Raw genomic sequence first — 22811 nt, 5'->3', positions numbered from 1 at the left:
CTTTGGGCGAATTCAAAATAGTAAGTTGAACTCATCCCGAATTAACTTCGGGATCTCTTTATTTAATTTTTAGTAAACCTAGGCTATTGCAAAGTTGTTTTTTGTTTTGGCAATACCTTTGTGCATGCTGATGAACCCGCGTTAGGGATTGCAGAGGAAAGCCCACAGCGTAGGAACGGAGCGAGGACTTGTAACGTAAAGCCCGACCCCTTGTGGGTAACGCCCAAAAATTTATAAGACCATTTAAGTTAAGTGAAATTTTATGATAAAACAATTGTTAATTATGGATAGGAATGTTAACTTTGTGAGATAAGTATTGAATTTTGTAAATGAGTAATATTGAGGATATTGTAGATTCGTTAGAAAACAAGATTAGTAAAGTATTACACAAACTAGAGCTTTTAAAACTTGCTAATTTGAAATTAAATGAAGAATTAGAGGTTTCGAAGCAGGAAAATTTAATTCAACAACAGCATATTGCTAATTGGGAAGAAAAGTATGAGGCTCTTAAAATGGCAAATACAATACTTGGTAGTGACGATAATAAAAGAGAAACGAAGCTTAAAATAAACGCATTAATTAGAGATATTGACCATTGTATTGCTCAACTCGCTGATTAAGGCTAATTAAATTCAATGTCAGAAAAGCTTAAAATAAAGCTGTCTATAGCTAATAGAGTATATCCTTTAACAATTGAGTCAAGTCAAGAAGAAGGGTTACGAAAAGCGGCTAAAAACATTGAAGCAATGATAAAGCAATTTGAGCAAAGTTATTCTGTTCGAGATAAACAAGATGTTTTGGCTATGTGTGCCTTGCAATTTGCATCTCAAGTAGAACAGAAGTCTATTGATAAAGCAAATGTAAACGAGCATGTAGAAGAAAAGCTTAATGCTTTAAATGATATGTTACATTCGCATTTAGTCTCTTAAAACGTTCTTTAAAATAAACTAAAAGTTACTGCCTACATTGGTTATTTTTTTTGATAAACTCAACGTTAATTCTTTAAAAAGGGTGAGTTTAAGTTGTAAAAGCATGCTGCTAGTACTGGATTAATTTCAGTATCTCGAGCAGACCCTTGATCAGCTTGTTAGCCCTAAACTTGTTTTTAAGGAGTTTATACAAAACTTTATACTGGTGTAGGCTTTTTTATATACTATAATCAACTAAACAAACGGATGGATAACTCAATTATATTTGCAGTAGGAGGTGTTGTATTAGGGCTAATAATTGGCTTTATAATAGCAAAAACACTAGAGAAAAATAATGCTTCTAAACTGGTGAAAGAAGCAAAAAAGAATGCAGCTTTAATACTTAAAGAAGCAAAAAGTGATGGTGAAAACCTGAAAAAAGATAAGATTTTACAAGCTAAAGAAAAGTTTATTGAACTTAAGTCTGAGCATGAAAAAGTAATTTTATCTCGTGATAAGAAAATGGCTGAAGCCGAAAAACGAACTCGTGATAAAGAGTCTCAAGTTTCTAACGAGGTTGCCAGAAATAAAAAGCTTAACGAAAGTATTGAAAGAAAGATTAAAGACTATAATCACAGACTAGATGTTCTTGATAAAAAGCAGGAGGAGGTTGATAAGCTTCATAAAAGTCAAGTACAACAACTAGAAGTTATTTCTAGTCTTTCTGCAGAAGAAGCCAAGGAGCAATTGGTTGAATCTTTAAAGGGAGAAGCAAAGAATGATGCCATGGCCTACATTCAAAGTTCTTTGGAAGAAGCAAAATTAACAGCAGAGCAAGATGCTAAGAAAATTATTATAAACACAATACAACGTATTGGAACAGAAGAATCTGTTGATAATTGTGTATCTGTTTTTAATATTGAATCTGATGATGTTAAGGGACGTATAATTGGACGTGAAGGACGAAATATTAGAGCTATTGAAGCAGCAACAGGCGTAGAAATTATAGTTGATGATACTCCAGAAGCTATAATCTTATCTTGTTTTGATTCTGTGCGTAGGGAAGTAGCGCGTTTATCTTTACATAAGTTGGTTACCGACGGTAGAATTCACCCAGCACGTATAGAAGAAATTGTTAGAAAAACACAAAAACAAATTGAACAAGAAATTATAGAAGTTGGTAAACGAACTGTTATTGATTTAGGCATTCATAATTTGAATCCTGAATTAATTAAAATGGTAGGTAGAATGAAATACCGTTCGTCTTACGGACAAAATTTATTGCAACACTCCCGTGAAGTTGCTAAGCTTTGTGGTGTAATGGCTGCGGAATTAGGTTTAAACCCTAAAATGGCTAAACGCGCTGGGTTGTTACATGATATTGGTAAAGTGCCAGATGCTGAAGCAGATATGGAAACGCCTCACGCTATTTTAGGTATGCAATGGGCTGAGAAGTTTGGTGAAAAACCAGATGTATGTAATGCTATTGGAGCACACCACGATGAAGTTGAAATGAAATCATTATTAGCACCTATTGTTCAGGTTTGTGATGCTATTTCTGGAGCGCGACCTGGAGCAAGACGTCAAGTTTTAGATAGTTATATTCAACGATTAAAGGATTTAGAAGATATTGCTTTTGGGTTTAGCGGAGTTAAAAAAGCTTACGCAATTCAAGCGGGTAGAGAACTACGTGTTATTGTTGAAAGTGAAAAAGTAGACGATCAAAAAGCTGCTGATTTATCATTCAATATTTCTCAAAAGGTACAAACAGATATGACCTATCCTGGGCAAGTTAAAGTAACGGTAATTAGAGAAACAAGAGCGGTTAATATTGCGAAGTAATAAATATATTCTTGTGCAGGCAGGAATCTCATGTTAAAAACTAAAATTTATCCATATAAAAAATCCAGTGTAAGCTGGATTTTTTAGTTTCTCTAACTTCTAACTTATTTCTATTTCCGAGGGTGATACTTCTCTACAACCTTGGTTAAATGGCTTTTATCTAGATGCACATAAATTTCGGTTGTGGTAATGCTTTCGTGCCCAAGCATAAGCTGTATGGAGCGTAAATCGGCATTGTTTTGTAATAAATGCGTTGCAAATGAATGCCTGAAGGTATGAGGAGATATACTTTTTTTGAGTTCTATTTTTACAGCTAGTTGTTTTATAATTGTAAAAATCATGGCGCGAGTTAATTGTTTTCCGCGTCTGTTTAAAAACAACGTATCTTCATGCCCGGGTTGAATGTTTAAATGAGCGCGAATGTCTTTTCTATAAATAGTAATATACTTTTGAGTAACATCAATTATAGGAACAAAGCGTTGTTTGTCGCCTTTTCCAGTAACTTTTATAAAACCTTCATCAAAAAACAAATCTGAAATTTTTAGGTTTATAAGTTCGCTTACTCTTAAGCCGCAACCATATAATGTTTCTAACATGGCTCTATTGCGTTCGCCTTCTGGTTTGCTTAAATCTATGGCTTTTATAAGACTGTCTATTTCTGCTTCTGATAAAGTGTCTGGAAGTTTTCTGCCAATTTTTGGGGATTCTATAAGCTCTAAAGGGTTGTCTTTTCTATAATCTTCGAACACTAAATAATTAAAAAAACTTCGTAAGCCGGATATTATTCGTGATTGTGATCTAGCATTCACGGTTTTGGCTATCGTATAAATAAACTGTTGAATAGTTTCTGTGCTTATAGAAATTGGTGAAGCGGTAATGTTATGGCTTTCTAAATACGCCATTAACTTATTTATATCTAAGCTATAATTATCAATTGAGTTTTTAGATAAACCTCGTTCAATCCTTAAGTATAGTTGATAATCTTTTAAAGCATTTTTCCATTTCATAGGTGTAAATGTAATTAAATAACAAGTATATAGGTAAATTTATAATTTTAAATCTAGTCGTAATTATTATAAATTGTTAATAACTTACTTTTTAACACTCTAATTATTAGTGTTTTGTGTTTAATTGTTGATTAGATTGTTAATAACTTGGGTAAATCTGTAGTGTTTTTCAAAAAAAAGATGTTAATTTGTTATAATCAAACTAAAAACATTTTAAATTATGAAAAAATTATTATTATGTATTGCCATTGCAGTATTAGGTTTTACCAATGTTAATGCGCAAGATCAAGCTATTAAAGCAAACCCAATTGGTTTAGCATTTGGAGTTGCTAATGCAGGTTATGAGTTTACAGTAAACGATAACCAAACTGCAACTATTTCTGGATTATATTATAACATTTCTGATATTTCAGGTTTTGGAGCAGGAGCTGAATATAGATTTTATTTCTCAAGCGGAGAAGCTTTAAGAGGTTGGCATGCTGGTCCTTCTGTAGGATATTTTTCTTTAAAAGATGATCTTGACACATCAGCTGGTTTCTTCTCAATTGGAGGTGAAATAGGACACCAATGGATTTTAGGTGAGCATTTTGTTATTGATACCTTTGCTGGTTTAGGCTATGTTGCTGGTAATTCAGACGACTTTAATGTTTCTTTAAGTACAACTACAATTAGTTTAGGGGTTTCTCTAGGTTATGCTTGGTAAAAAACTTTAAAATAAAAAAAAGGGAAGCTATGAGCTTCCCTTTTTTTATGCTCAATTTTTAATATATTTACTTTATGAAAAAACTAATCATCATCAACGGTCCAAACTTAAATTTATTAGGAAAAAGAGAAACTAATATTTACGGGAATTTGACTTTTACAGAGTTTTTTGACGACATAAAAGGGAAGTATCCAGATGTGCAATTAGATTATTATCAATCTAATATAGAAGGTGAGTTGATAGATAAACTTCACGAAGTTGGATTTAGTTTTGATGGTGTTATTTTAAATGCTGGAGCTTATACACATACTTCAATTGGTATAGGCGATGCGATAAAAGGTATAGAAACACCTGTTGTAGAAGTGCATATCTCTAATACATTTGGTAGAGAAGAATTTAGACATCAATCTTATATATCGCCAAATGCTAAAGGTGTTATTCTTGGTTTTGGGCTACAAAGTTATGAATTAGCCATTCAAAGTTTTTAAATTAAAAATGAAGAGGTTAGTCTTATTTCTTATAATTTGTTCTTTTAGTTTTTTATCAAAAGCGCAATCTAATTCCAGTTTTGGTGTTAAAGGCGGATTAAACCTTACCTTTTTCAAGGTAGTACAATATAGTTTTGGTGAAATTTCAGAAACAGAAACAGGATATTATGGAGGCCTGTTTTTAGATTTTGAAATAGATGATGGGTTTTCTATCCAACCTGAATTATTATATATTGGCTTAAACGATTTTCATTTTTTAAACGCACCTATTTATACGAAATATGAGGTTGCTCATAATTTAGATGTTTTGGTAGGGCCAAGCATTAACTATTTTTTTGATTTCTTTACTAGTAAACTTAAAATACGTGCCGATTTAAGTACAGCGTATAATATAACATCTGCTTTAGACTTACACATCAAGTATACCATAGGTTTTCAAGAATTAACTCCCAACGGATTGTTTATTGGAGTAGGGTATAAATTATAATAGAACATACTTCAATTTGGAATCGTATTTTTTATAATTAATGGTGATAAGTCACCTTCTTTCTAAAAATGTAATTTCACAAATAATTAACTTTAGTTTTTGCTTTAATTATAATTCTCTTATGAGAGTTTTAAGACCATATGGTCTTAGATTTGTTTTATATTAATCAATAAAATTTAAGCTGTGAGAATAAAAATTACTTTACTAGTTCTAGTGGCTTGTTTTAATATAGTTTTAGCTCAAGAGGATAAGATTGCTGATAGTTATAATATTTCGGAAGAGGTTAATGTCAATAATCAGGTATTGCCCTTCTCTAAATATTTTTCTGAATATACATTAAGCAAAAACTGGATTTTAAGAGCAGAAAACTTAGAAACTAACTTTGGTGGTTTAAACACGACTTACAAAGTGAAACAATTTCCACTACTAGCCAAATATAGTATTAGTGATAAGTTTAGTGCTTTATTTGGAGTAACAACAAATTTAATATTAAAAAATGGTGCAATTGAAGATGTTTCAACTTCAGCAACCTTAGGCACTCAATATGAATTTACCGAATCGTTTTTAATGGAGGCAAGGTTAAATATTAACTTAAATTCTGATACACCGTTGCAATCTAAGTTACCAACAACAAACTCCATTTTTAAATTAGGCGCTAAATATAAATTCTAAAGCAAAAAATGCGATTCAAAATTTGAATCGCATTTTTTTATATTTATTTGTCCATCCCAGTTAAAGTTCCTCCCTTCTGGGGAGGCTAGGAGGGGCTTTTTTCTTATAAATGGATCACCTCATCATAAGCAGCTGCAACAGCTTCCATTACTGCTTCACTCATAGTTGGATGTGGGTGAATTGCTTTTAAGACTTCATGTCCAGTAGTTTCAAGTTTTCTACCTAAAACAGCTTCAGCAATCATATCTGTAACACCAGCACCAATCATGTGGCATCCTAACCATTCACCATATTTAGCATCAAAGATAACTTTTACAAAACCTTCTTTGTTTCCTCCAGCACTTGCTTTACCAGATGCAGAGAACGGGAATTTACCAACTTTAATATCTAAACCTTTATCTTTTGCTTGCTTTTCAGTTAATCCAACCGAAGCAATTTCAGGAGAACAGTAAGTACAACCAGGAACGTTTCCGTAATCAATAGCTTCTACATGTTGTCCTGCTAACTTTTCTACACATAGGATTCCTTCTGCAGAAGCAACGTGTGCTAAAGCTTGACCAGGAGTAATATCTCCAATAGCATAATATCCAGGAATGTTAGTTTGGTAAAAATCGTTTACAATTACTTTGTCTCTGTCAACTACAATACCAACATCTTCTAACCCAATATTTTCAATATTAGATTTAATACCAACAGCACTTAAAATAATATCAGCTTCAAGAACTTCTTCGCCTTTACTCGTTTTAACAGTAGCTTTAACGCCTTTACCAGAAGTATCAACAGATGTTACTTCAGAAGAAGTCATAATCTTGATGCCCGATTTTGTAAAAGAACGTTCTAATTGTTTTGATACATCATCATCTTCAACAGGAACAATTTTTGGTAAATATTCAACAATAGTTACTTCAGTTCCAATAGAGTTGTAGAAGTAAGCAAACTCAACACCAATAGCACCAGAACCAACCACAATCATTTTCTTTGGTTGTTTCTTTAATGTCATGGCTTGTCTGTAACCAATTACTTTTTTACCATCTTGAGGTAAGCTTGGTAGCTCACGAGAGCGAGCACCTGTTGCTATAATTATGTTGTCTGCACTATATTCAGTTCCATCAACTTCAACCTTTTTGCCAGGTTTAATTTTTCCGAATCCGTCTATAACATCAATTTTATTTTTCTTCAATAAAAACTGAACACCTTTGCTCATACCATCTGCAACACCACGGCTACGTTTTACAACAGCATCAAAATCATGGTCTGCATCTTTTACTTTTAAACCATAGTCTTCAGCATGTTTTAAGTATTCAAAAACTTGAGCAGATTTTAATAATGCTTTAGTTGGTATACACCCCCAATTTAAACAAACCCCACCAAGGTTTTCTTTTTCAACAATAGCGGTTTTAAAACCTAATTGTGATGCTCTAATAGCTGTTACATAACCACCAGGACCACTTCCAAGAACAATAATATCGTATTTACTCATTTGTTTAAACGTTTAGGTTGCGAATTTACGAAATCGATTTTTAAAAAAGAATTTAGAACCTTATAATTCGAAAAAAAAGTAATGTGTTAAAATAATAATGCTTTTGTTGAATATTTAATTGCTTAGAATAAGAGTTTTTAATCATATTTAAATTGGTATTGCTACCTTTGTCAAGCAAGTTTTTATTTATGAACATACCTAGAACGAGTTTTCCTCGAATAGTAATTATTGGTGGCGGTTTTGCTGGTGTTGCATTGGCCAAAAAATTATCAAAGCAAGAAGTGCAAGTGGTACTTTTAGATAAACATAACTATCACACGTTTCAACCTTTATTATATCAAGTATCTACGGGAGGATTAGAGCCAGATTCTATTGCCTATCCCATTAGAAAAATTTTAAAAGACTTTCCCAATTTCTATTTTAGATTGGCAGATGTCGAAGAAATAGATACCAATAAGAATAAAGTAAAAACAAACATAGGTAATTTAAAATTTGACTATTTAGTTGTGGCATCAGGTTCTACAACTAACTTTTTTGGAAATACTGAAGTTGAAAAACACAGTATGGCAATGAAAACCATACCGCAATCCTTAAATTTAAGAAGTTTAATTCTAGAGAATTTTGAGGAAGCTTTACTAACCTCAGATTTAAACGAGCGTAACGCTTTAATGAATTTCGTTATTGTTGGTGGTGGCCCTACAGGTGTAGAACTTGCAGGTGCTTTAGCCGAAATTAAAAAAGGTATACTTCCAAAAGATTATCCAGACTTAGATACCCGTTTAGCACAAATACATATAGTACAATCTAGTGATTGCATTTTAAAAGGGATGAGTGCAAATGCATCTAAAAAAGCAGAAGATTTTCTAGAAAAACTAGGAGTAAATGTTTGGACAAATGTTCGTGTAACAAATTACGATGGTAAAACCGTTACCACAAATACAGATTTAACTTTTGAAACAGCAACCTTAGTTTGGGCAGCAGGAGTAAAGGGCGCAACAATAAAAGGACTAGATGCCCAAGAATTTGTAACTCGCGGTAACAGAATATTAGTAAACGAGTTTAACCAAGTAAAAGGGTTTGAAAACGTATTTGCGATTGGAGATATTGCATGTTTGGTAAGCGACGCGTTTCCTCATGGATACCCAATGATGGCGCAACCGGCCATACAACAAGGCGACCAATTAGGAGATAATATTTTAAAATTTATAGAAGAAAAACCAATGACACCCTTTAAGTACAAAGATAAAGGTGCTATGGCAACCATTGGTAGAAATAAAGCCGTTGTAGATTTAAAAAACTGGAAATTTCAAGGCATATTTGCCTGGTATGTGTGGATGTTTGTGCACCTCTTTTTCCTTATAGGCTTTAGAAACCGTATGGTGGTATTTGTAAACTGGGTTTATAACTATGTACGTTTCGATAGAGAAGCACGATTAATTATTCGTCCGTTTAAAAACAAAGTAAAAGAGTAGGTTTTTTTATTTGGGCGATCCCCGAAGAAAAATCGGGTCAGGCTTTCACTTCTCGCTCCCTCCTGCGTCGGGGAGCTCAGACAAACCGTTCAATCCTTATCGCGGGGGGTGTTTGTTAGTTCTTAGTTTTAAACTTTACGTATTTATATTTTTTCAAGTATTTTTCTTTTTTTGAGTAAACGCCCAGAACCGCAACTGAAAACTGTAAATTTTCTAAAGATCATCCGTAAAATGTCGGCGCTCTTTATCACAATTAAACTTGTCCTTGTTATATCCTTTAGAATCTCCTTTAGGAATAGACAGCGATTTCCAATCCGCACCTTTAAGTAGTTTGCCTAAAAACACAATTTGCCCAACATGATACGCATAATGCGCCAATTGTCTGTTAATGGCTTCAGTCACGGTATGTCCACCGTTTCTAATATAAATAATACGTTCTAAATCTTCAGGTTTTAAAGGTTTTATGGCCTTAAATAAACAAAACCAACCACTTTCCCAAGCTGCGATTACTTCTTCTTTTGAGTTGAAATCACTATCAAATTCATCATCTCTATTTCGCCATGCCTTTTCGCCATCTTCAGTTAAAAAATTAGTCCATCTACTTAGCATATTTCCAATCATATGTTTCGCAAGTATAGAAACGCTATTGGTATCTATATCACTTTGCCAAAGCATTTCATCAAAACTAAGCTGGTTAAACGTTTTGTCGCCTAAGCTTTTATAATATTCAAATTGTTTAATAATGCTTTCCAAATAACTTTCCATGTACTAAAGGTAAAGCGTCAATTTTTAAATAGCAAGCTTTTAATATACATGAGTATGTTTTTTAGAATTTAGTTTTTAAGATTTAGAAATTAATTACTTGGAATAAACTTTAAAGACATACCATTTATACAATGGCGCTTTCCTGTTGTTGCTTTTGGGCCATCACCAAATACGTGACCTAAATGCCCGCCACAAGTTGCACAATGTTCTTCTGTTCTTGCATAGCCTAAGTCGTAATCAGTAGAAAAATCTACATTACCCTTAATTTCTCTATCAAAACTTGGCCAACCAGATCCAGAATCGTATTTATGTTCACTTTTAAAAAGGGGTGTTTCACAGCCTTTACATACATAAATGCCTTCGCCATTTTCTATGTTTAATGGGCTGGATAAAGCGCGTTCTGTTCCTGCTTGTCTTAAAACATAAAACTCTTTAGCGGTTAATTGAGCTTTCCATTCAGCTACGGTTTTAGTAATTTTATATATTTTGGTAGTTTCTTTAGTCTTTTTTTGAGCAATAGAGTTGCAATTAAAGCATAAAACTAAAGCAAAAGCAATTAATAATTTATTCATAATTATATCAATTTTATAGACAATCAGTCGTAGAATTTTAATAAAAATAACAGATTTTTAAAACTATGTGACAAAAAAACAATTTAAGTGTCTAATATTAAAGATACAATTTTTGTATTTTTAAAAACTAAAAAAAACCTAGGAATTATGAAAATAAAACATACTTTTTATTTAATCGCTATAGCTCTTTTAGTAGTTGCATGTGCTACAAACCCTTTTACAGGAAAAAAGACTATGGCTTTAGTGCCAAATTCTCAGTTGTTTCCAACAGCTTTTGCACAATATAGCCAGTTTTTAAATGAAAATAAAGTTATTACTGGTACTCAAGATGCCGAAATGATTACAAGAGTAGGACAACGTATCGCTGTTGCAGCAGAACGTTGGTTAAATGCTAACGGAAATCAAGGCTATTTAAATGATTATAAATGGGAGTATAACTTAGTTGATGATGCAACTGTTAATGCTTGGTGTATGCCAGGAGGTAAAATTGTGTTTTACACAGGTATTTTACCAATAGCAGCAAATGAAACAGGAGTTGCTGCAATAATGGGACATGAAGTTGCACACGCTTTAGCAAACCACGGACAGCAACGTATGAGTGCAGCATATCTGCAACAAGGTATTGCTGTTGCTGGTAATATTGCAATTAAAGACGAAAACTCTCGAAATGCTTTTAACCAGTACTACGGTATAGGTTCTCAATTGGGTGTTATGTTGCCTTTTAGTAGAAGTCATGAAACTGAGTCAGATCAAATAGGTATTTATTTAATGGCTATTGCAGGTTATAATCCAGATGAGGCAGCAGAGCTTTGGAAGCGCATGAAAGCAAATAGTGGGGGGCAAGCACCACCAGAATTTATGAGTACGCACCCAGCAAACGATACAAGAATAGCGAATCTTACTAAATGGGCACCTTTAGCTAAGGCTGAAGCTCAAAAATTTGGTATCACAACGTTTAGATAACTTTTAATTATCATCCAAATAAAAATATTTGTTTACTTTAGTAAGCTGCTCATAAAAAGGGCAGCTTTTTTATTATGGCATTATTAGAAAAAGGAAGTAAAAAACTATTAAATGCATGGGCGTTTTATGATTGGGCAAACTCAGTTTATACGCTTACAATTGCTTCATCAATATTTCCTATATTTTATTCGGCTTTATTTCTTAAAACCAGTTCGCAAGTTAAAACAGTTTGGGCATTTGGTTTTGAGTTTAAAAGCACAGCGCTAATAACATTTGTTACCGCGTTTACTTTTTTAGTGGTTGCATTTACATCGCCAATCCTATCTGGAATAGCAGATTATGTGGGTAATAAAAAGAATTTCTTGAAGTTTTTCTGTTATGTAGGTAGTGCTGGTTGTATTGGTTTGTATTGGTTTGATATTAGTCCAGACAAAATACATTTAAGTTTACTATTCTACTTTATGGGTTTAATAGGGTATTGGGGGAGTTTGGTTTTTTATAATTCTTATTTGCCAGATATTGCTTTTCCCGAACAACAAGATAGAATTAGTGCTAAAGGGTTTTCGCTTGGGTATTTTGGTAGTGTGCTCTTGCTTGTTTTAAACTTGTTAATGGTTATGTTTCCTGAGTGGTTTGGTTTTGATATTAGTATATCTAATACTATTCTGGAAAATGGTTCTGAAACAGAAATTAATGACGCATTAAAAGTAGCGAAAGATGCAGCTTCTTTTGAAGCTATGAAAATATCGTTTATAACTGTTGGTCTATGGTGGGTGCTGTTTAGTCAGTATTCATTTTATTTTTTACCTAAAGGGGTGTCGTCTGGTCATAAAGTAACAAAAGCTATTGTTTTTAATGGTTTAAAAGAATTACATCTAGTTTGGAAACAATTAAAGCAAAACTTAAGACTTAAACGCTATTTATATGCCTTTTTTGTGTTTAGTATGGCGGTGCAAACTATAATGTTGGTAGCTGTTTATTTTGGTGAAGAAGAAATTGACTGGGGAGGAGATAGTCAAAAAACCATGGGATTAATAGTTAGTATTTTGGTGATTCAATTGGTTGCTATTTTGGGTGCATTTTTAACATCTTTAGCGTCTTCAAAATTCGGGAATATTAAAACATTAATCGTCGTTAATTTTATCTGGATGGGATTGTGCTTTTATGCTTATTTCATGCAGACGCCAATGCAATTCTACATTGCGGCTGGCTTTGTTGGTTTGGTAATGGGAGGTGTACAATCTTTAGCACGTTCTACATATTCAAAATTTTTACCCGAAACAGAAGATACGACGTCTTATTTTAGTTTTTATGATGTTGCTGAAAAAATAGGCATTGTTATAGGTATGGTTATTTTTGCTTTTATAGATCAAATTACAGGCAGTATGCGAAATGGTATTCTATTTCTATTTGTCTTCTTTTTGGCGGGCATTGTTTTGTTGTTTAGAGTGCCTAAAACACAAGAGTAGTTAATTTAAAATGAGTCTTTTTAACCGGTATTACTCTTTTATTTCATATTCATAGAAAAGGTAAGAAAATTAATTAGTACGTTTGTCTCTTAATTTTTTTATTTATGAATTATAAGGATGTTGCCAAAGTTTTAAGTGTTGTTTTTTTATTTATTATGTCTTCATGTAATATTGAGCCTTTTGAAGGTGATATTACAGATGTAGTTGATTCTTCAGCTGGTTCTGGTGAAGGTGTATTTAAAGTAGATTTTGATGGAAAAACATTTGTTTCTGATAACCCTATAGCTACAGTATTAGATGATGTTATTAATATAACGGGGATAAAAACAAGTACTAACGAGGCTATTATTTTAACTATTTTTGGAAACGAAACAGGAACTTATGAGCTTGGTGTTACTGAAAATACGGAAGTTAATGGAGGTACTTATAATGACGATATTACAGGTACTGGTGAAACATGGTCTTCTGTAGTAGATTTTATAACTTCTCAAGGACAAGTTACTATAACAGAAATAGATGAGGTTAATAAAACTATTTCTGGAACGTTTTTCTTTACCGGACATCATGTTTCTTTGTCATCTAAAGAGTTTACAAATGGTGTTTTTACAAACGTTTCATTTGATGCTGGTTTAGTAAGTGGAAGTGGAAATACTTTTTTTGCTAAAGTTGATGGTGTGGAATTTATTGAGGACTCTGTAAATGGAGCAGCAACTTCATTACCAGGTTTGTCTACAATAGGTATAAGTGCAATTAAAAATAGTCTAGAAACTATTGGTTTGAATCTTGATTCTGATATTGAACCTGGAGAATACGAACTTTCTACATTTGGAACTCCTAGTGGTTTGTATAGTGTATCTTTTAGTGAAAGTTTTTCTTCTGAAACGGGTAAAGTTGTAATTATACTTCACGATAAAGCTAATAAAAGAATTGAAGGTACTTTTCAGTTTACTGCGACATCTTTTTTAGATCCAGATGTGTCTTATGAGGTTACTGAAGGTAGCTTTGGTGTTACTTATTTTTAAAGAAAAGATATAATAAAAAAAGCCACTCAATTTGAGTGGCTTTTTTGTTTCCTGTTTATTTAAAGCATCTTTAAACTAAGACTCAGTAGGCTTTTCAGCTTTTTCAATACTAATGCTTAATTCTTCAGTTTTCTTATCTAAATCAATTTTAATTTGATCGCCATCTTGAAGGTTGGATGCTACAATTTCTTCAGCTAAAGCATCTTCAACATACTTTTGAATGGCTCTTTTTAGAGGTCGAGCGCCGTATTGCTTATCAAAACCTTTATCTGCAATATAGTCTTTGGCAGAATCTGTAATGGTAAGGATATAACCCAAACCTTTAATTCTAGATAAAAGCTTTTCTAACTCAATATCAATAATTTTATTAATGTCTTCTTTTTCTAAAGCATTAAACACAACAACATCGTCAATTCTGTTTAAAAACTCTGGTGCGAATGATTTTTTAAGAGCGTTTTCTATAACGCTTCTAGCATTGGCATCTTCTTGTGCTTTTTGAGACGCGGTTCCAAAACCAATACCTGTTCCGAAATCTTTCAACTTCCGAGCTCCGATGTTAGAAGTCATGATTATAATTGTATTTCTAAAATCAATTTTTCTACCTAAACTATCTGTTAAGTAGCCGTCATCAAGCACCTGAAGTAGCATATTAAATACGTCTGGATGTGCTTTTTCAATTTCATCTAATAAGATAACTGCGTAAGGTTTTCTTCTAACTTTTTCAGTTAGTTGTCCGCCTTCTTCATATCCTACATAACCCGGAGGTGCACCAATTAATCTTGAAATAGCAAATTTCTCCATGTATTCACTCATGTCAATTCTAACAAGTGAATCTTCACTATCAAATAATTCACGTGATAATACTTTAGCTAACTGTGTTTTACCAACACCCGTTTGTCCTAAAAATATAAATGAACCAATTGGTTTATTAGGGTCTTTAAGTCCTGCACGATTACGTTGAATAGCCTTAACTACTTTAGCTACAGCATCGTCTTGACCAATTACTTTTCCTTTAATAAGGTTTGGTAATTCTGCCAATTTATTAATTTCAGTTTGTGCAATTCTGTTAACAGGAACACCAGTCATCATGGAAACAACATCGGCTACATTATCTTCAGTTACAATTTCTCGATGTTGCTTAGTGTCTTCTTCCCATTTTTCTTGAGCAACAGCTAATTCTTTTTCAATGCGTTTTTCGTCATCTCTAAGTTTTGCAGCTTCCTCGTATTTTTGTTTTCTAACAACCGTATTCTTTAATTCCTTAATGTCTTCTAGTTGTTTTTCAAGCTCAATAATTTGCTTTGGCACATCAATATTTGTGATGTGCACTCGAGAACCAGCTTCATCTAAGGCATCAATAGCTTTGTCTGGTAAAAACCGTTCTGTCATGTACCTATTTGTTAATTTCACACAAGCTTCAATAGCTCCAGGAGTGTAATCAACATTATGATGTTCTTCGTATTTACTTTTAATATTATTCAGAATTTCAATAGTTTCATCAACTGTAGTTGGTTCTACAATAACCTTTTGAAAACGACGCTCTAAAGCTCCGTCTTTCTCTATATATTGTCTGTATTCATCTAAAGTGGTTGCACCAATACATTGTATTTCTCCTCTAGCTAAAGCGGGTTTAAACATGTTTGAAGCATCTAAACTTCCAGTTGCACCACCAGCGCCAACAATGGTATGTATTTCGTCAATAAATAAAATGACATCATCATTTTTTTCAAGCTCGTTCATAACGGCTTTCATGCGCTCTTCAAATTGCCCGCGGTATTTTGTGCCAGCAACTAAACTTGCTAAATCAAGCGTAACTACGCGCTTATTAAATAAAATACGTGATACTTTTCTTTTAACAATTCTTAGGGCTAAACCTTCGGCAATAGCAGATTTACCAACACCTGGTTCACCAATTAAAAGCGGATTGTTTTTCTTTCTTCTGCTTAAAACCTGTGAAACACGCTGGATTTCCTTTTCTCTACCCACCACAGGGTCTAGCTTCCCTTCTTCAGCCATAGCCGTTAAATCACGTCCAAAATTATCTAAAACAGGTGTTTTAGACTTCTTGTTAGACTTCCCGGCTGGAGCATTAAATATATTGTCCTTTGTAGAATCTTCTTCAGGATTTTTATCGTCGTCTTGAAATTCAGACTTTGGTTCTATATAATCATTATCGTTTGTAATCATAGATTTAAATTGTTCTTTAACATTATCGTAATAAACTCTCAGCTTATTTAAAAGCTTGGTAGTGGGGTCGTTTTCATTTCTTAAAATACATAACAATAAATGTGCTGTGTTAATTGATGTACTTTGAAAAAGTTTAGCTTCTAAAAACGTAGTTTTTAAAGCGCGTTCTGCTTGCCTAGTAAGATGTAAGTTCTTTTTTTGGTTTGAAGCAATAGCTATATTTGGGTTAGCAGGACTTAATATCTCTACTTTTCGCCTTAAATGATTTAAATCAATATCTAAGGCGTTTAAAATATTTATTGCTTTTCCATTGCCATCACGCAAAAGTCCAAGCATTAAATGTTCAGTACCAATAAAGTCATGGCCTAAACGTAATGCTTCTTCTTTGCTATATGCAATCACATCTTTTACTCTTGGGGAAAAATTATCGTCCATAAATCGTGTCCTTTCTGCATTAAAAATAGTAAAACATTTTAATTAATGTCAAAAACTATTCCTAAAATTGTATGTATCGTGCTAATTGACGAAAAAATCTTTATAAAATCAAAATATTATGATGCATACTTATTAACGAAATAAGTCGTGTAAATTGTTAATAAATTACATGAAAAATGAATATGGTTTATCTCACTATGACTAATGAAATTCTTATATTAGCATGTTTGTAAAATCACATAAAATTAAATTAATTTATTTATGGCAGAAGGAGAAAAATTAATCCCTATTAATATTGAAGATGAGATGAAATTGGCTTACATTGATTATTCAATGTCAGTCATTGTGTCACGTGCTTTACCAGATGTAAGAGATGGTTTGAAACCCGTACACAGACGTGTGCTTTATGGAATGCATGAACTGGGAATTAGAGCAAATTCAGCACATAAGAAATCTGCAAGAATAGTTGGAGAGGTTTTAGGTAAGTATCACCCACACGGTGATACATCTGTATACGATGCTATGGTGCGTATGGCTCAAGAATGGAGTTTACGATATATGCTTGTAGATGGGCAAGGAAACTTTGGTTCTATTGATGGTGATAGTCCTGCAGCAATGCGTTATACGGAAGCTCGAATGAAGAAGATATCTGAAGATATGTTAGCAGATATTGACAAGGAAACCGTAGATCATAAACTAAATTTTGACGATACATTACAAGAGCCAACTGTTTTGCCTACAAGAATTCCTGGGCTTTTAGTTAATGGTGCTTCTGGTATTGCTGTAGGTATGGCAACTAATATGCCACCTCATAACTTGACAGAAGTTGTTAATGGTACTATCGCATATATTGAAAATAACGATATTGAAATAGATGAGCTTATGCAGCATGTAAAAGCTCCAGATTTTCCAACCGGAGGAACCATTTATGGTTACGATGGTGTAAAAGAAGCTTTTCATACAGGTCGTGGGCGTATTGTAATGCGAGCTAAAGCTAACATAGAAGAGGTTAATGGTCGTGAATGTATTATTGTTGATGAGATTCCTTATCAAGTCAATAAGGCAGATATGATTAAAAAAACGGCCGATTTAGTTAATGATAAAAAGCTTGAAGGTATTTCACTTATTCGTGATGAATCTGATAGAAATGGAATGCGTATAGTTTACGTTTTAAAACGTGATGCCATTCCTAACATTGTATTAAATAAATTATTTAAGTATACGGCGCTACAATCCTCATTTAGTGTTAATAACATCGCCCTTGTTAATGGGCGACCTCAGTTGTTAAACCTAAAAGAATTGATTCATTATTTCGTAGAACATAGACATGAGGTTGTTGTAAGAAGAACAACTTACGAACTACGTAAAGCAGAGGAAAGAGCCCATATACTTGAAGGTTTAATTATTGCTTCAGATAATATTGATGAAGTAATTAAGATAATTAGAGCGTCTTCAAACGCAGATGAAGCTAGAGCAAATTTAATTGAGCGTTTTAAACTGTCTGAAATCCAAGCTAAAGCAATAGTTGAGATGAGGCTGCGCCAGTTAACTGGTTTAGAGCAAGATAAGTTGCGTGCAGAGTATGATGAAATCATGAAAACCATTATTGATCTAAAGGATATTTTAGATAATAAAGTTCGTAGAATGGATATCATAAAAGCAGAGTTGGAAGTTGTAAGAGATAAGTATGGAGATGAGCGTCGTTCTGTTATCGAGTATGCTGGAGGAGACTTGAGTATTGAAGATATGATTCCTAACGAAAAAGTGGTTATCACTATTTCTCATGCAGGTTATATTAAGCGTACATCTCTTACTGAATATAAAACTCAAAATAGAGGAGGTGTAGGACAAAAAGCGTCAACTACTCGTAATGAAGATTTCTTAGAAAACCTATTTGTTGGTACAAACCATCAATATATGTTGTTCTTTACTCAAAAAGGAAAATGTTTCTGGATGCGTGTTTACGAAATTCCAGAGGGTAGTAAAACTTCAAAAGGAAGAGCAATTCAAAACCTTATAAATATTGAGCAAGATGATAAAGTTATGGCTTTCATTTGTACTCAAGATTTAAAAGATGAAGAGTATATAAATAGTCATTATGTCATTATGGCTACTAAGAAAGGTCAAGTTAAGAAAACTTCGCTTGAGCAATATTCTAGACCAAGAACAAACGGTATTAACGCTATTACAATTAAAGACGATGATGTTTTACTAGAAGCTAAACTTACAACTGGTGAAAGCCAAGTGATGTTAGCATTAAAATCTGGTAAAGCAATACGTTTTGAAGAAGCTAAAACACGTCCTATGGGTCGTGGTGCTTCTGGTGTAAGAGGTATTCGTTTGCAAGATGAAAAAACCGATGAGGTTATTGGTATGATTGCCGTTGATGATATGGAGAGCAACGTACTTGTTGTTTCTGAGAACGGTTATGGTAAACGTTCTAGTCTAGAAGATTATAGAATTACCAATCGTGGAGGAAAAGGTGTTAAAACCATTTCTATTACCGAAAAAACAGGTAATTTAGTATCTATAAAGAATGTAACTGATGATGATGACTTAATGATTATAAACAAATCTGGAATAGCAATAAGAATGGCTGTAAAAGATTTAAGAGTTATGGGGCGTGCCACTCAAGGTGTTAAGTTAATTAACTTAAAAGGGAACGATTCTATAGCTGCCGTTGCAAAAGTAATGCATGATGAGGATGAAGTAGAATTAGACGAAGAAGGAAATGTAATTGTATCGGAAGTTACTGAAAATACTGATGTTCCTGAAGATGGCACAACTCTTGATAATGATATAAACGATAATAACACTGAATCTTAAACTTAATTTTATTTAAAATGAAAAAACAATTATTCATAGCTTTAACTGTTTCAATTAGTGCACTTTCATTTGCACAAAAAAAGGAATTGAAAACATTAGAGAAAGCTATTAAAAGTAACAATTTTACGGAAGCAAAAGCTGCAGTTAATCAAGCCGAAAGCTTAATATCTGCAATGGATGATAAATCTAAAGCAAAATTTTATTATTTAAAAGGTAAAGCTTTTTATGCTAATGGTAAAGCATCTATTGCTGATATTGATACAGCACTAGAAAGCTTAGGTAATGTAGAAGGAGCTTATAGCTCAGAAATTAAAGATCTAAAACAAAACATGACTAATGGTTTGTTAACAACTGGTAATACAGCTTATGAGAAAAAGGAGTTTTCTAAAGCTTCTAAGCATTTTGAAAAGGCTTATAGAGTAACTGAAAAAGATACGCTATTTCTTTATTACGCAGCAGCAACAGCTGTTAACGTAAAAGAGTACGATAGAGCTTTAGTGCTTTATGAAGAGCTTAAAGACTTAGGTTTTACTGATGTGAAAAAAGAGTATTATGCTACAGATAAGGAGACTGGTAAAGAAGTGGTTTTAGATAAAGGTACACGTGATGTTTACGTAAAAGGAGGAAGCCATATTAAGCCGGGAGAGCGTTTGTCTAAATCAAAGAAGCCAGAAATTGTAAAAAACATTGCGCTAATTTATATTTCTAATGGAGATAATGAAAAGGCGCTTTCTGCAATTAAAGATGCTAGGGTAGAAAACCCAGATAATGTTGATTTAATAATTAATGAAGCTAATATTCATTTACAATTAAAGGATGAAGATAAATTTAAAACTTTAATTGAAGAAGCCCTTGTAAAGCAACCTGATAATGAAGTTTTACACTATAATGTAGGTGTAGTAAATATGAATAAAGGGGATGTTGCAAAAGCTCAGGAATCTTTTGAAAAGGTTTTAAGCTTAGATCCTACTTATTCTGATGCTGCATTAAACCTTTCAAACATATACATCGAAAAAGGAAATGTTGTAATTGAGGATATGGGTAATTTAGGAATGAGTAAAGCTGATGATGCTAAGTATGAAAAACTAAAGGTTGAAAAAAACGCTTTATTTCAAAAAGCAGCAGATATTCTAACTGGCTTTATGAGTACTAATTCAGGTGCTGGGTCAGATATTTTAACGCAGTTAAAAAATATTTATCTTGCTTTAGGTGAAAGCCAAAAAGCTAAAGATATTACTGCTAAAATAGATGCTATGACTGGAGGACAGTAAGAGTAATTAAATTATTAAATATAAAAAATGCCGCTAATTTATTAGCGGCATTTTTTATAAACTCGTTTAAGCTATTTGGATTTAAGCGAAATATTCAGCAAATAAAAAGTTTAAACAAGTTCTAGATAATTTTTTTAATAACTCTAAGTTTATGCGTGTGTGTGTTCTTATCTACATTATAGATGCCTGAATGGTCTAATCTATCTATTCGAACTTTTCCGTGGGCATGTATAATATAATTGTCTTTCATAATAATGCCTACATGAATAATAACCCCTTCGCTATTGTCAAAAAAGGCTAAATCACCAGGTTCACTTTCTTCAATAAAACTTAAAGCTTCACCTTGCGTGGCTTGTTGAGATGCATCACGTAATAATTTATAGCCATTTAGTTTGTATACCATTTGCGTAAAACCAGAACAATCAATTCCAAAAGGTGTTTTTCCTCCCCATAAATAAGGTGAGTTTAGAAATGTAAAAGCCGTTTTAATTAGGTTAGTTTTATCGGTTTTATCATTAGTGAAATCTCCTTCATATTTATGATTTAAAATTGAAAGTCCGTTTAAGCTAGACCCTATGCAAATTGGGAATAATTGGTTGTTTTCATCTTCAATAAATTCAACTAAATCTGTGGATAGCTTTGGTGGTTCATCATGAAGCGATTTATATTGATCTTCCGATATTTCTGTATATTGTTTATTATCTATCCAGCCTTCGTATTTATCAAAAGCTAATCTAATTTTAATCCATTGTTTACGTTGTTCAATAATTTTAAAAAAGTCACCATAAAGCACTTGTGATACAAGTTCACTCATGTCTGAAGGCTCATTTCGAAGCGGGACAATGCTTAAATTACAAATACCGTATTGCATTAATAGTTTTAGTTTCGTTCTATAATCATTGCAGAAGCGCCTCCGCCACCATTGCAAATTGCAGCAGCTCCAATTTTAGCATTATTTTGCTCTAAAACATTTAATAATGTAATTAGGATTCTAACTCCAGAACATCCAAGCGGATGACCAAGAGATACAGCGCCACCATTAACATTAACGTTTTTGTCATTAAGCCCCAATATCTTCATATTAGCTAATCCAACAATAGAAAAGGCTTCATTAAATTCAAAAAAGTCAACATCGTTTATATTAATTTTAGCCTTATCAAGTGCTTTTGGTAGAGCTTTGGCGGGAGCCGTTGTGAACCATTCTGGTTCATGAGCAGCATCAGCATAACTTTTTATAGTGGCTAATGGTTTTAAACCTAATTCATCTGCTTTTTCTTTACTCATTAAAATCATGGCACCTGCACCATCATTTATAGTTGATGCATTTGCTGCAGTAACAGTGCCATCTTTAGAAAAAGCTGGACGTAAATTAGGGATTTTATCTAATCTAACATTGGTGTACTCTTCATCTTTCACAACAATTATTGGCTCTCCGCGACGTTGAGGGACTTTAACAGGTACAACTTCATTATTAAATTTACCAGCTTCCCAGGCAGCAGCAGAACGTTTATATGATTGAATGGCATATGCATCTTGATCTTCTCTTGAAAATTCATATTTAGTAGCACAAACATCGGCACACACGCCCATAGCATTTTGGTCGTAAGCATCAACTAATCCATCTTTTTGTAACCCATCAATCAAAGTGGCTGGGCCAAACTTTGTAGCACTTCTAGCGTGCAAATAGTGGGGGATTAAACTCATGTTTTCCATGCCACCAGCAACAACAATATTGGCATCACCTAAAGCAATAGATTGAGCCGCTTGCATTACGGTTTTCATACCAGAGGCACAAACTTTGTTTATAGTTGTACAAGGCACAGTATTCGGTATGCCCGCATAAATAGCTGCTTGTCTTGCTGGCGCTTGACCCGTGCCAGCTTGCACGACGTTACCCATTAAAACTTCATCAACTAAATCTACGTTTAAATTTATTTTTTCCAAAGCACCTTTTATTGCAATTGCGCCTAATTTAGGAGCGGGTATTGTAGATAAAGCACCTAAAAAACTTCCAATAGGAGTTCTTGCAGCAGAAACAATAACGACTTCTTTATTCATCTATCTAAAGTTTTAGTTTAGTCTATGCGAAAATAACGATTTTTTAGTAAAAATTTGGAAGAATAGATTATTATAAAAAATGGTGAAAGCTTATAAATTTATTACATTTGATTTCTAGATGAAACATCCATTACTATAATTCAATATTTAACGAAATGATTACATGGGTGTTACATGTGACATA

The 22811-nt window shown here is 33.1% G+C and carries 20 protein-coding genes and 1 other RNA gene; 14 read left to right on the top strand and 7 right to left on the bottom strand.

Annotated elements, in window-relative coordinates; genetic code table 11:
* Window positions 1-329: 329 nt before the first annotated feature.
* From SJY43_RS14200 to rny, 4 genes are all read left to right on the top strand, one after another.
* Window positions 330-620, top strand: a complete 291-nt coding sequence (locus tag SJY43_RS14200; RefSeq protein WP_396601401.1) for a hypothetical protein — start codon at window positions 330-332, stop codon at window positions 618-620.
* 15 nt (window positions 621-635) lie between these two features.
* A complete protein-coding gene (locus SJY43_RS14195) occupies window positions 636-929 on the top strand; it encodes a cell division protein ZapA (RefSeq protein ID WP_396601400.1) in 294 nt (97 codons plus the stop codon).
* A 57-nt stretch (window positions 930-986) separates the two neighbouring features.
* Window positions 987-1116: non-coding RNA, 6S RNA (gene ssrS, locus SJY43_RS14190), on the top strand.
* 59 nt (window positions 1117-1175) lie between these two features.
* On the top strand, window positions 1176-2750 hold the full coding sequence (gene rny / locus SJY43_RS14185; protein WP_396601399.1) for a ribonuclease Y: 1575 nt from the start codon (window positions 1176-1178) through the stop codon (window positions 2748-2750).
* Between the two features lie 110 nt (window positions 2751-2860).
* Here the strand turns inward: rny and xerD are convergent, their stop codons facing one another.
* The gene (xerD, locus tag SJY43_RS14180; RefSeq protein WP_396601398.1) at window positions 2861-3757 is read right to left on the bottom strand and encodes a site-specific tyrosine recombinase XerD; all 897 of its coding nucleotides are present in this window, start codon (window positions 3755-3757) and stop codon (window positions 2861-2863) included.
* A gap of 220 nt (window positions 3758-3977) precedes the next feature.
* Between xerD and SJY43_RS14175 the strand changes: the two genes are divergently transcribed.
* The 4 genes from SJY43_RS14175 to SJY43_RS14160 all read left to right on the top strand — a co-directional run bounded on the left by SJY43_RS14175 (window position 3978) and on the right by SJY43_RS14160 (window position 6107).
* Window positions 3978-4460 carry a DUF3575 domain-containing protein gene (locus tag SJY43_RS14175; protein WP_396601397.1) on the top strand — a complete coding sequence of 161 codons (483 nt, stop codon included), beginning with the start codon at window positions 3978-3980 and terminating at the stop codon, window positions 4458-4460.
* A 74-nt stretch (window positions 4461-4534) separates the two neighbouring features.
* The gene (gene aroQ, locus SJY43_RS14170; protein ID WP_396601396.1) at window positions 4535-4948 is read left to right on the top strand and encodes a type II 3-dehydroquinate dehydratase; all 414 of its coding nucleotides are present in this window, start codon (window positions 4535-4537) and stop codon (window positions 4946-4948) included.
* A 7-nt stretch (window positions 4949-4955) separates the two neighbouring features.
* The gene (locus SJY43_RS14165) at window positions 4956-5435 is read left to right on the top strand and encodes a hypothetical protein (protein ID WP_396601395.1); all 480 of its coding nucleotides are present in this window, start codon (window positions 4956-4958) and stop codon (window positions 5433-5435) included.
* A 183-nt stretch (window positions 5436-5618) separates the two neighbouring features.
* Complete coding sequence (locus SJY43_RS14160; protein ID WP_396601394.1) at window positions 5619-6107, top strand: hypothetical protein; 489 nt, start codon at window positions 5619-5621, stop codon at window positions 6105-6107.
* Between the two features lie 103 nt (window positions 6108-6210).
* On the opposite strand, the gene lpdA is transcribed toward SJY43_RS14160, so the two are convergent.
* Window positions 6211-7587, bottom strand: a complete 1377-nt coding sequence (gene lpdA / locus SJY43_RS14155; RefSeq protein WP_396601393.1) for a dihydrolipoyl dehydrogenase — start codon at window positions 7585-7587, stop codon at window positions 6211-6213.
* A gap of 188 nt (window positions 7588-7775) precedes the next feature.
* Between lpdA and SJY43_RS14150 the strand changes: the two genes are divergently transcribed.
* Window positions 7776-9059 carry an NAD(P)/FAD-dependent oxidoreductase gene (locus SJY43_RS14150; protein WP_396601392.1) on the top strand — a complete coding sequence of 428 codons (1284 nt, stop codon included), beginning with the start codon at window positions 7776-7778 and terminating at the stop codon, window positions 9057-9059.
* A gap of 213 nt (window positions 9060-9272) precedes the next feature.
* Here the strand turns inward: SJY43_RS14150 and SJY43_RS14145 are convergent, their stop codons facing one another.
* Window positions 9273-9824, bottom strand: coding sequence for a DUF1572 family protein (locus SJY43_RS14145; RefSeq protein WP_396601391.1), 552 nt, complete (start codon window positions 9822-9824; stop codon window positions 9273-9275).
* Between the two features lie 89 nt (window positions 9825-9913).
* Complete coding sequence (gene msrB, locus SJY43_RS14140; RefSeq protein ID WP_396601390.1) at window positions 9914-10396, bottom strand: peptide-methionine (R)-S-oxide reductase MsrB; 483 nt, start codon at window positions 10394-10396, stop codon at window positions 9914-9916.
* Window positions 10397-10543: 147 nt separating this feature from the next.
* Between msrB and SJY43_RS14135 the strand changes: the two genes are divergently transcribed.
* The 3 genes from SJY43_RS14135 (at window position 10544) to SJY43_RS14125 (ending at window position 13850) form a co-directional block, all read left to right on the top strand.
* Complete coding sequence (locus SJY43_RS14135; protein ID WP_396601389.1) at window positions 10544-11359, top strand: M48 family metallopeptidase; 816 nt, start codon at window positions 10544-10546, stop codon at window positions 11357-11359.
* Window positions 11360-11433: 74 nt separating this feature from the next.
* The gene (locus SJY43_RS14130; RefSeq protein ID WP_396601388.1) at window positions 11434-12828 is read left to right on the top strand and encodes an MFS transporter; all 1395 of its coding nucleotides are present in this window, start codon (window positions 11434-11436) and stop codon (window positions 12826-12828) included.
* Between the two features lie 104 nt (window positions 12829-12932).
* On the top strand, window positions 12933-13850 hold the full coding sequence (locus tag SJY43_RS14125; RefSeq protein WP_396601387.1) for a DUF6252 family protein: 918 nt from the start codon (window positions 12933-12935) through the stop codon (window positions 13848-13850).
* A gap of 75 nt (window positions 13851-13925) precedes the next feature.
* Here SJY43_RS14125 and SJY43_RS14120 read toward each other — a convergent pair whose 3' ends face one another.
* Window positions 13926-16472, bottom strand: coding sequence for an ATP-dependent Clp protease ATP-binding subunit (locus SJY43_RS14120; RefSeq protein WP_396601386.1), 2547 nt, complete (start codon window positions 16470-16472; stop codon window positions 13926-13928).
* A gap of 261 nt (window positions 16473-16733) precedes the next feature.
* On the opposite strand from SJY43_RS14120, the gene gyrA reads away from it, so the two are divergent.
* Both gyrA and SJY43_RS14110 read left to right on the top strand, forming a co-directional pair.
* On the top strand, window positions 16734-19298 hold the full coding sequence (gene gyrA, locus SJY43_RS14115; RefSeq protein WP_396601385.1) for a DNA gyrase subunit A: 2565 nt from the start codon (window positions 16734-16736) through the stop codon (window positions 19296-19298).
* Window positions 19299-19315: 17 nt separating this feature from the next.
* Window positions 19316-20569 carry a tetratricopeptide repeat protein gene (locus SJY43_RS14110; protein ID WP_396601384.1) on the top strand — a complete coding sequence of 418 codons (1254 nt, stop codon included), beginning with the start codon at window positions 19316-19318 and terminating at the stop codon, window positions 20567-20569.
* 121 nt (window positions 20570-20690) lie between these two features.
* On the opposite strand, the gene SJY43_RS14105 is transcribed toward SJY43_RS14110, so the two are convergent.
* Window positions 20691-21440 (bottom strand): NlpC/P60 family protein, encoded by a 750-nt coding sequence (locus SJY43_RS14105; RefSeq protein ID WP_396601383.1) that lies wholly within the window; start codon window positions 21438-21440, stop codon window positions 20691-20693.
* Between the two features lie 8 nt (window positions 21441-21448).
* Window positions 21449-22627 carry an acetyl-CoA C-acyltransferase gene (locus SJY43_RS14100; RefSeq protein WP_396601382.1) on the bottom strand — a complete coding sequence of 393 codons (1179 nt, stop codon included), beginning with the start codon at window positions 22625-22627 and terminating at the stop codon, window positions 21449-21451.
* Between the last annotated feature and the right edge of the window lie 184 nt (window positions 22628-22811).

The sequence above is a fragment of the Algibacter sp. R77976 genome, assembly GCF_044594645.1.
In the GTDB taxonomy this organism is placed as follows: Bacteria; Bacteroidota; Bacteroidia; order Flavobacteriales; family Flavobacteriaceae; genus Algibacter_B.
The sequence above is the reverse complement of the archived record's forward strand: the minus strand, read 5'-3'. Positions and strand labels throughout refer to the sequence as shown.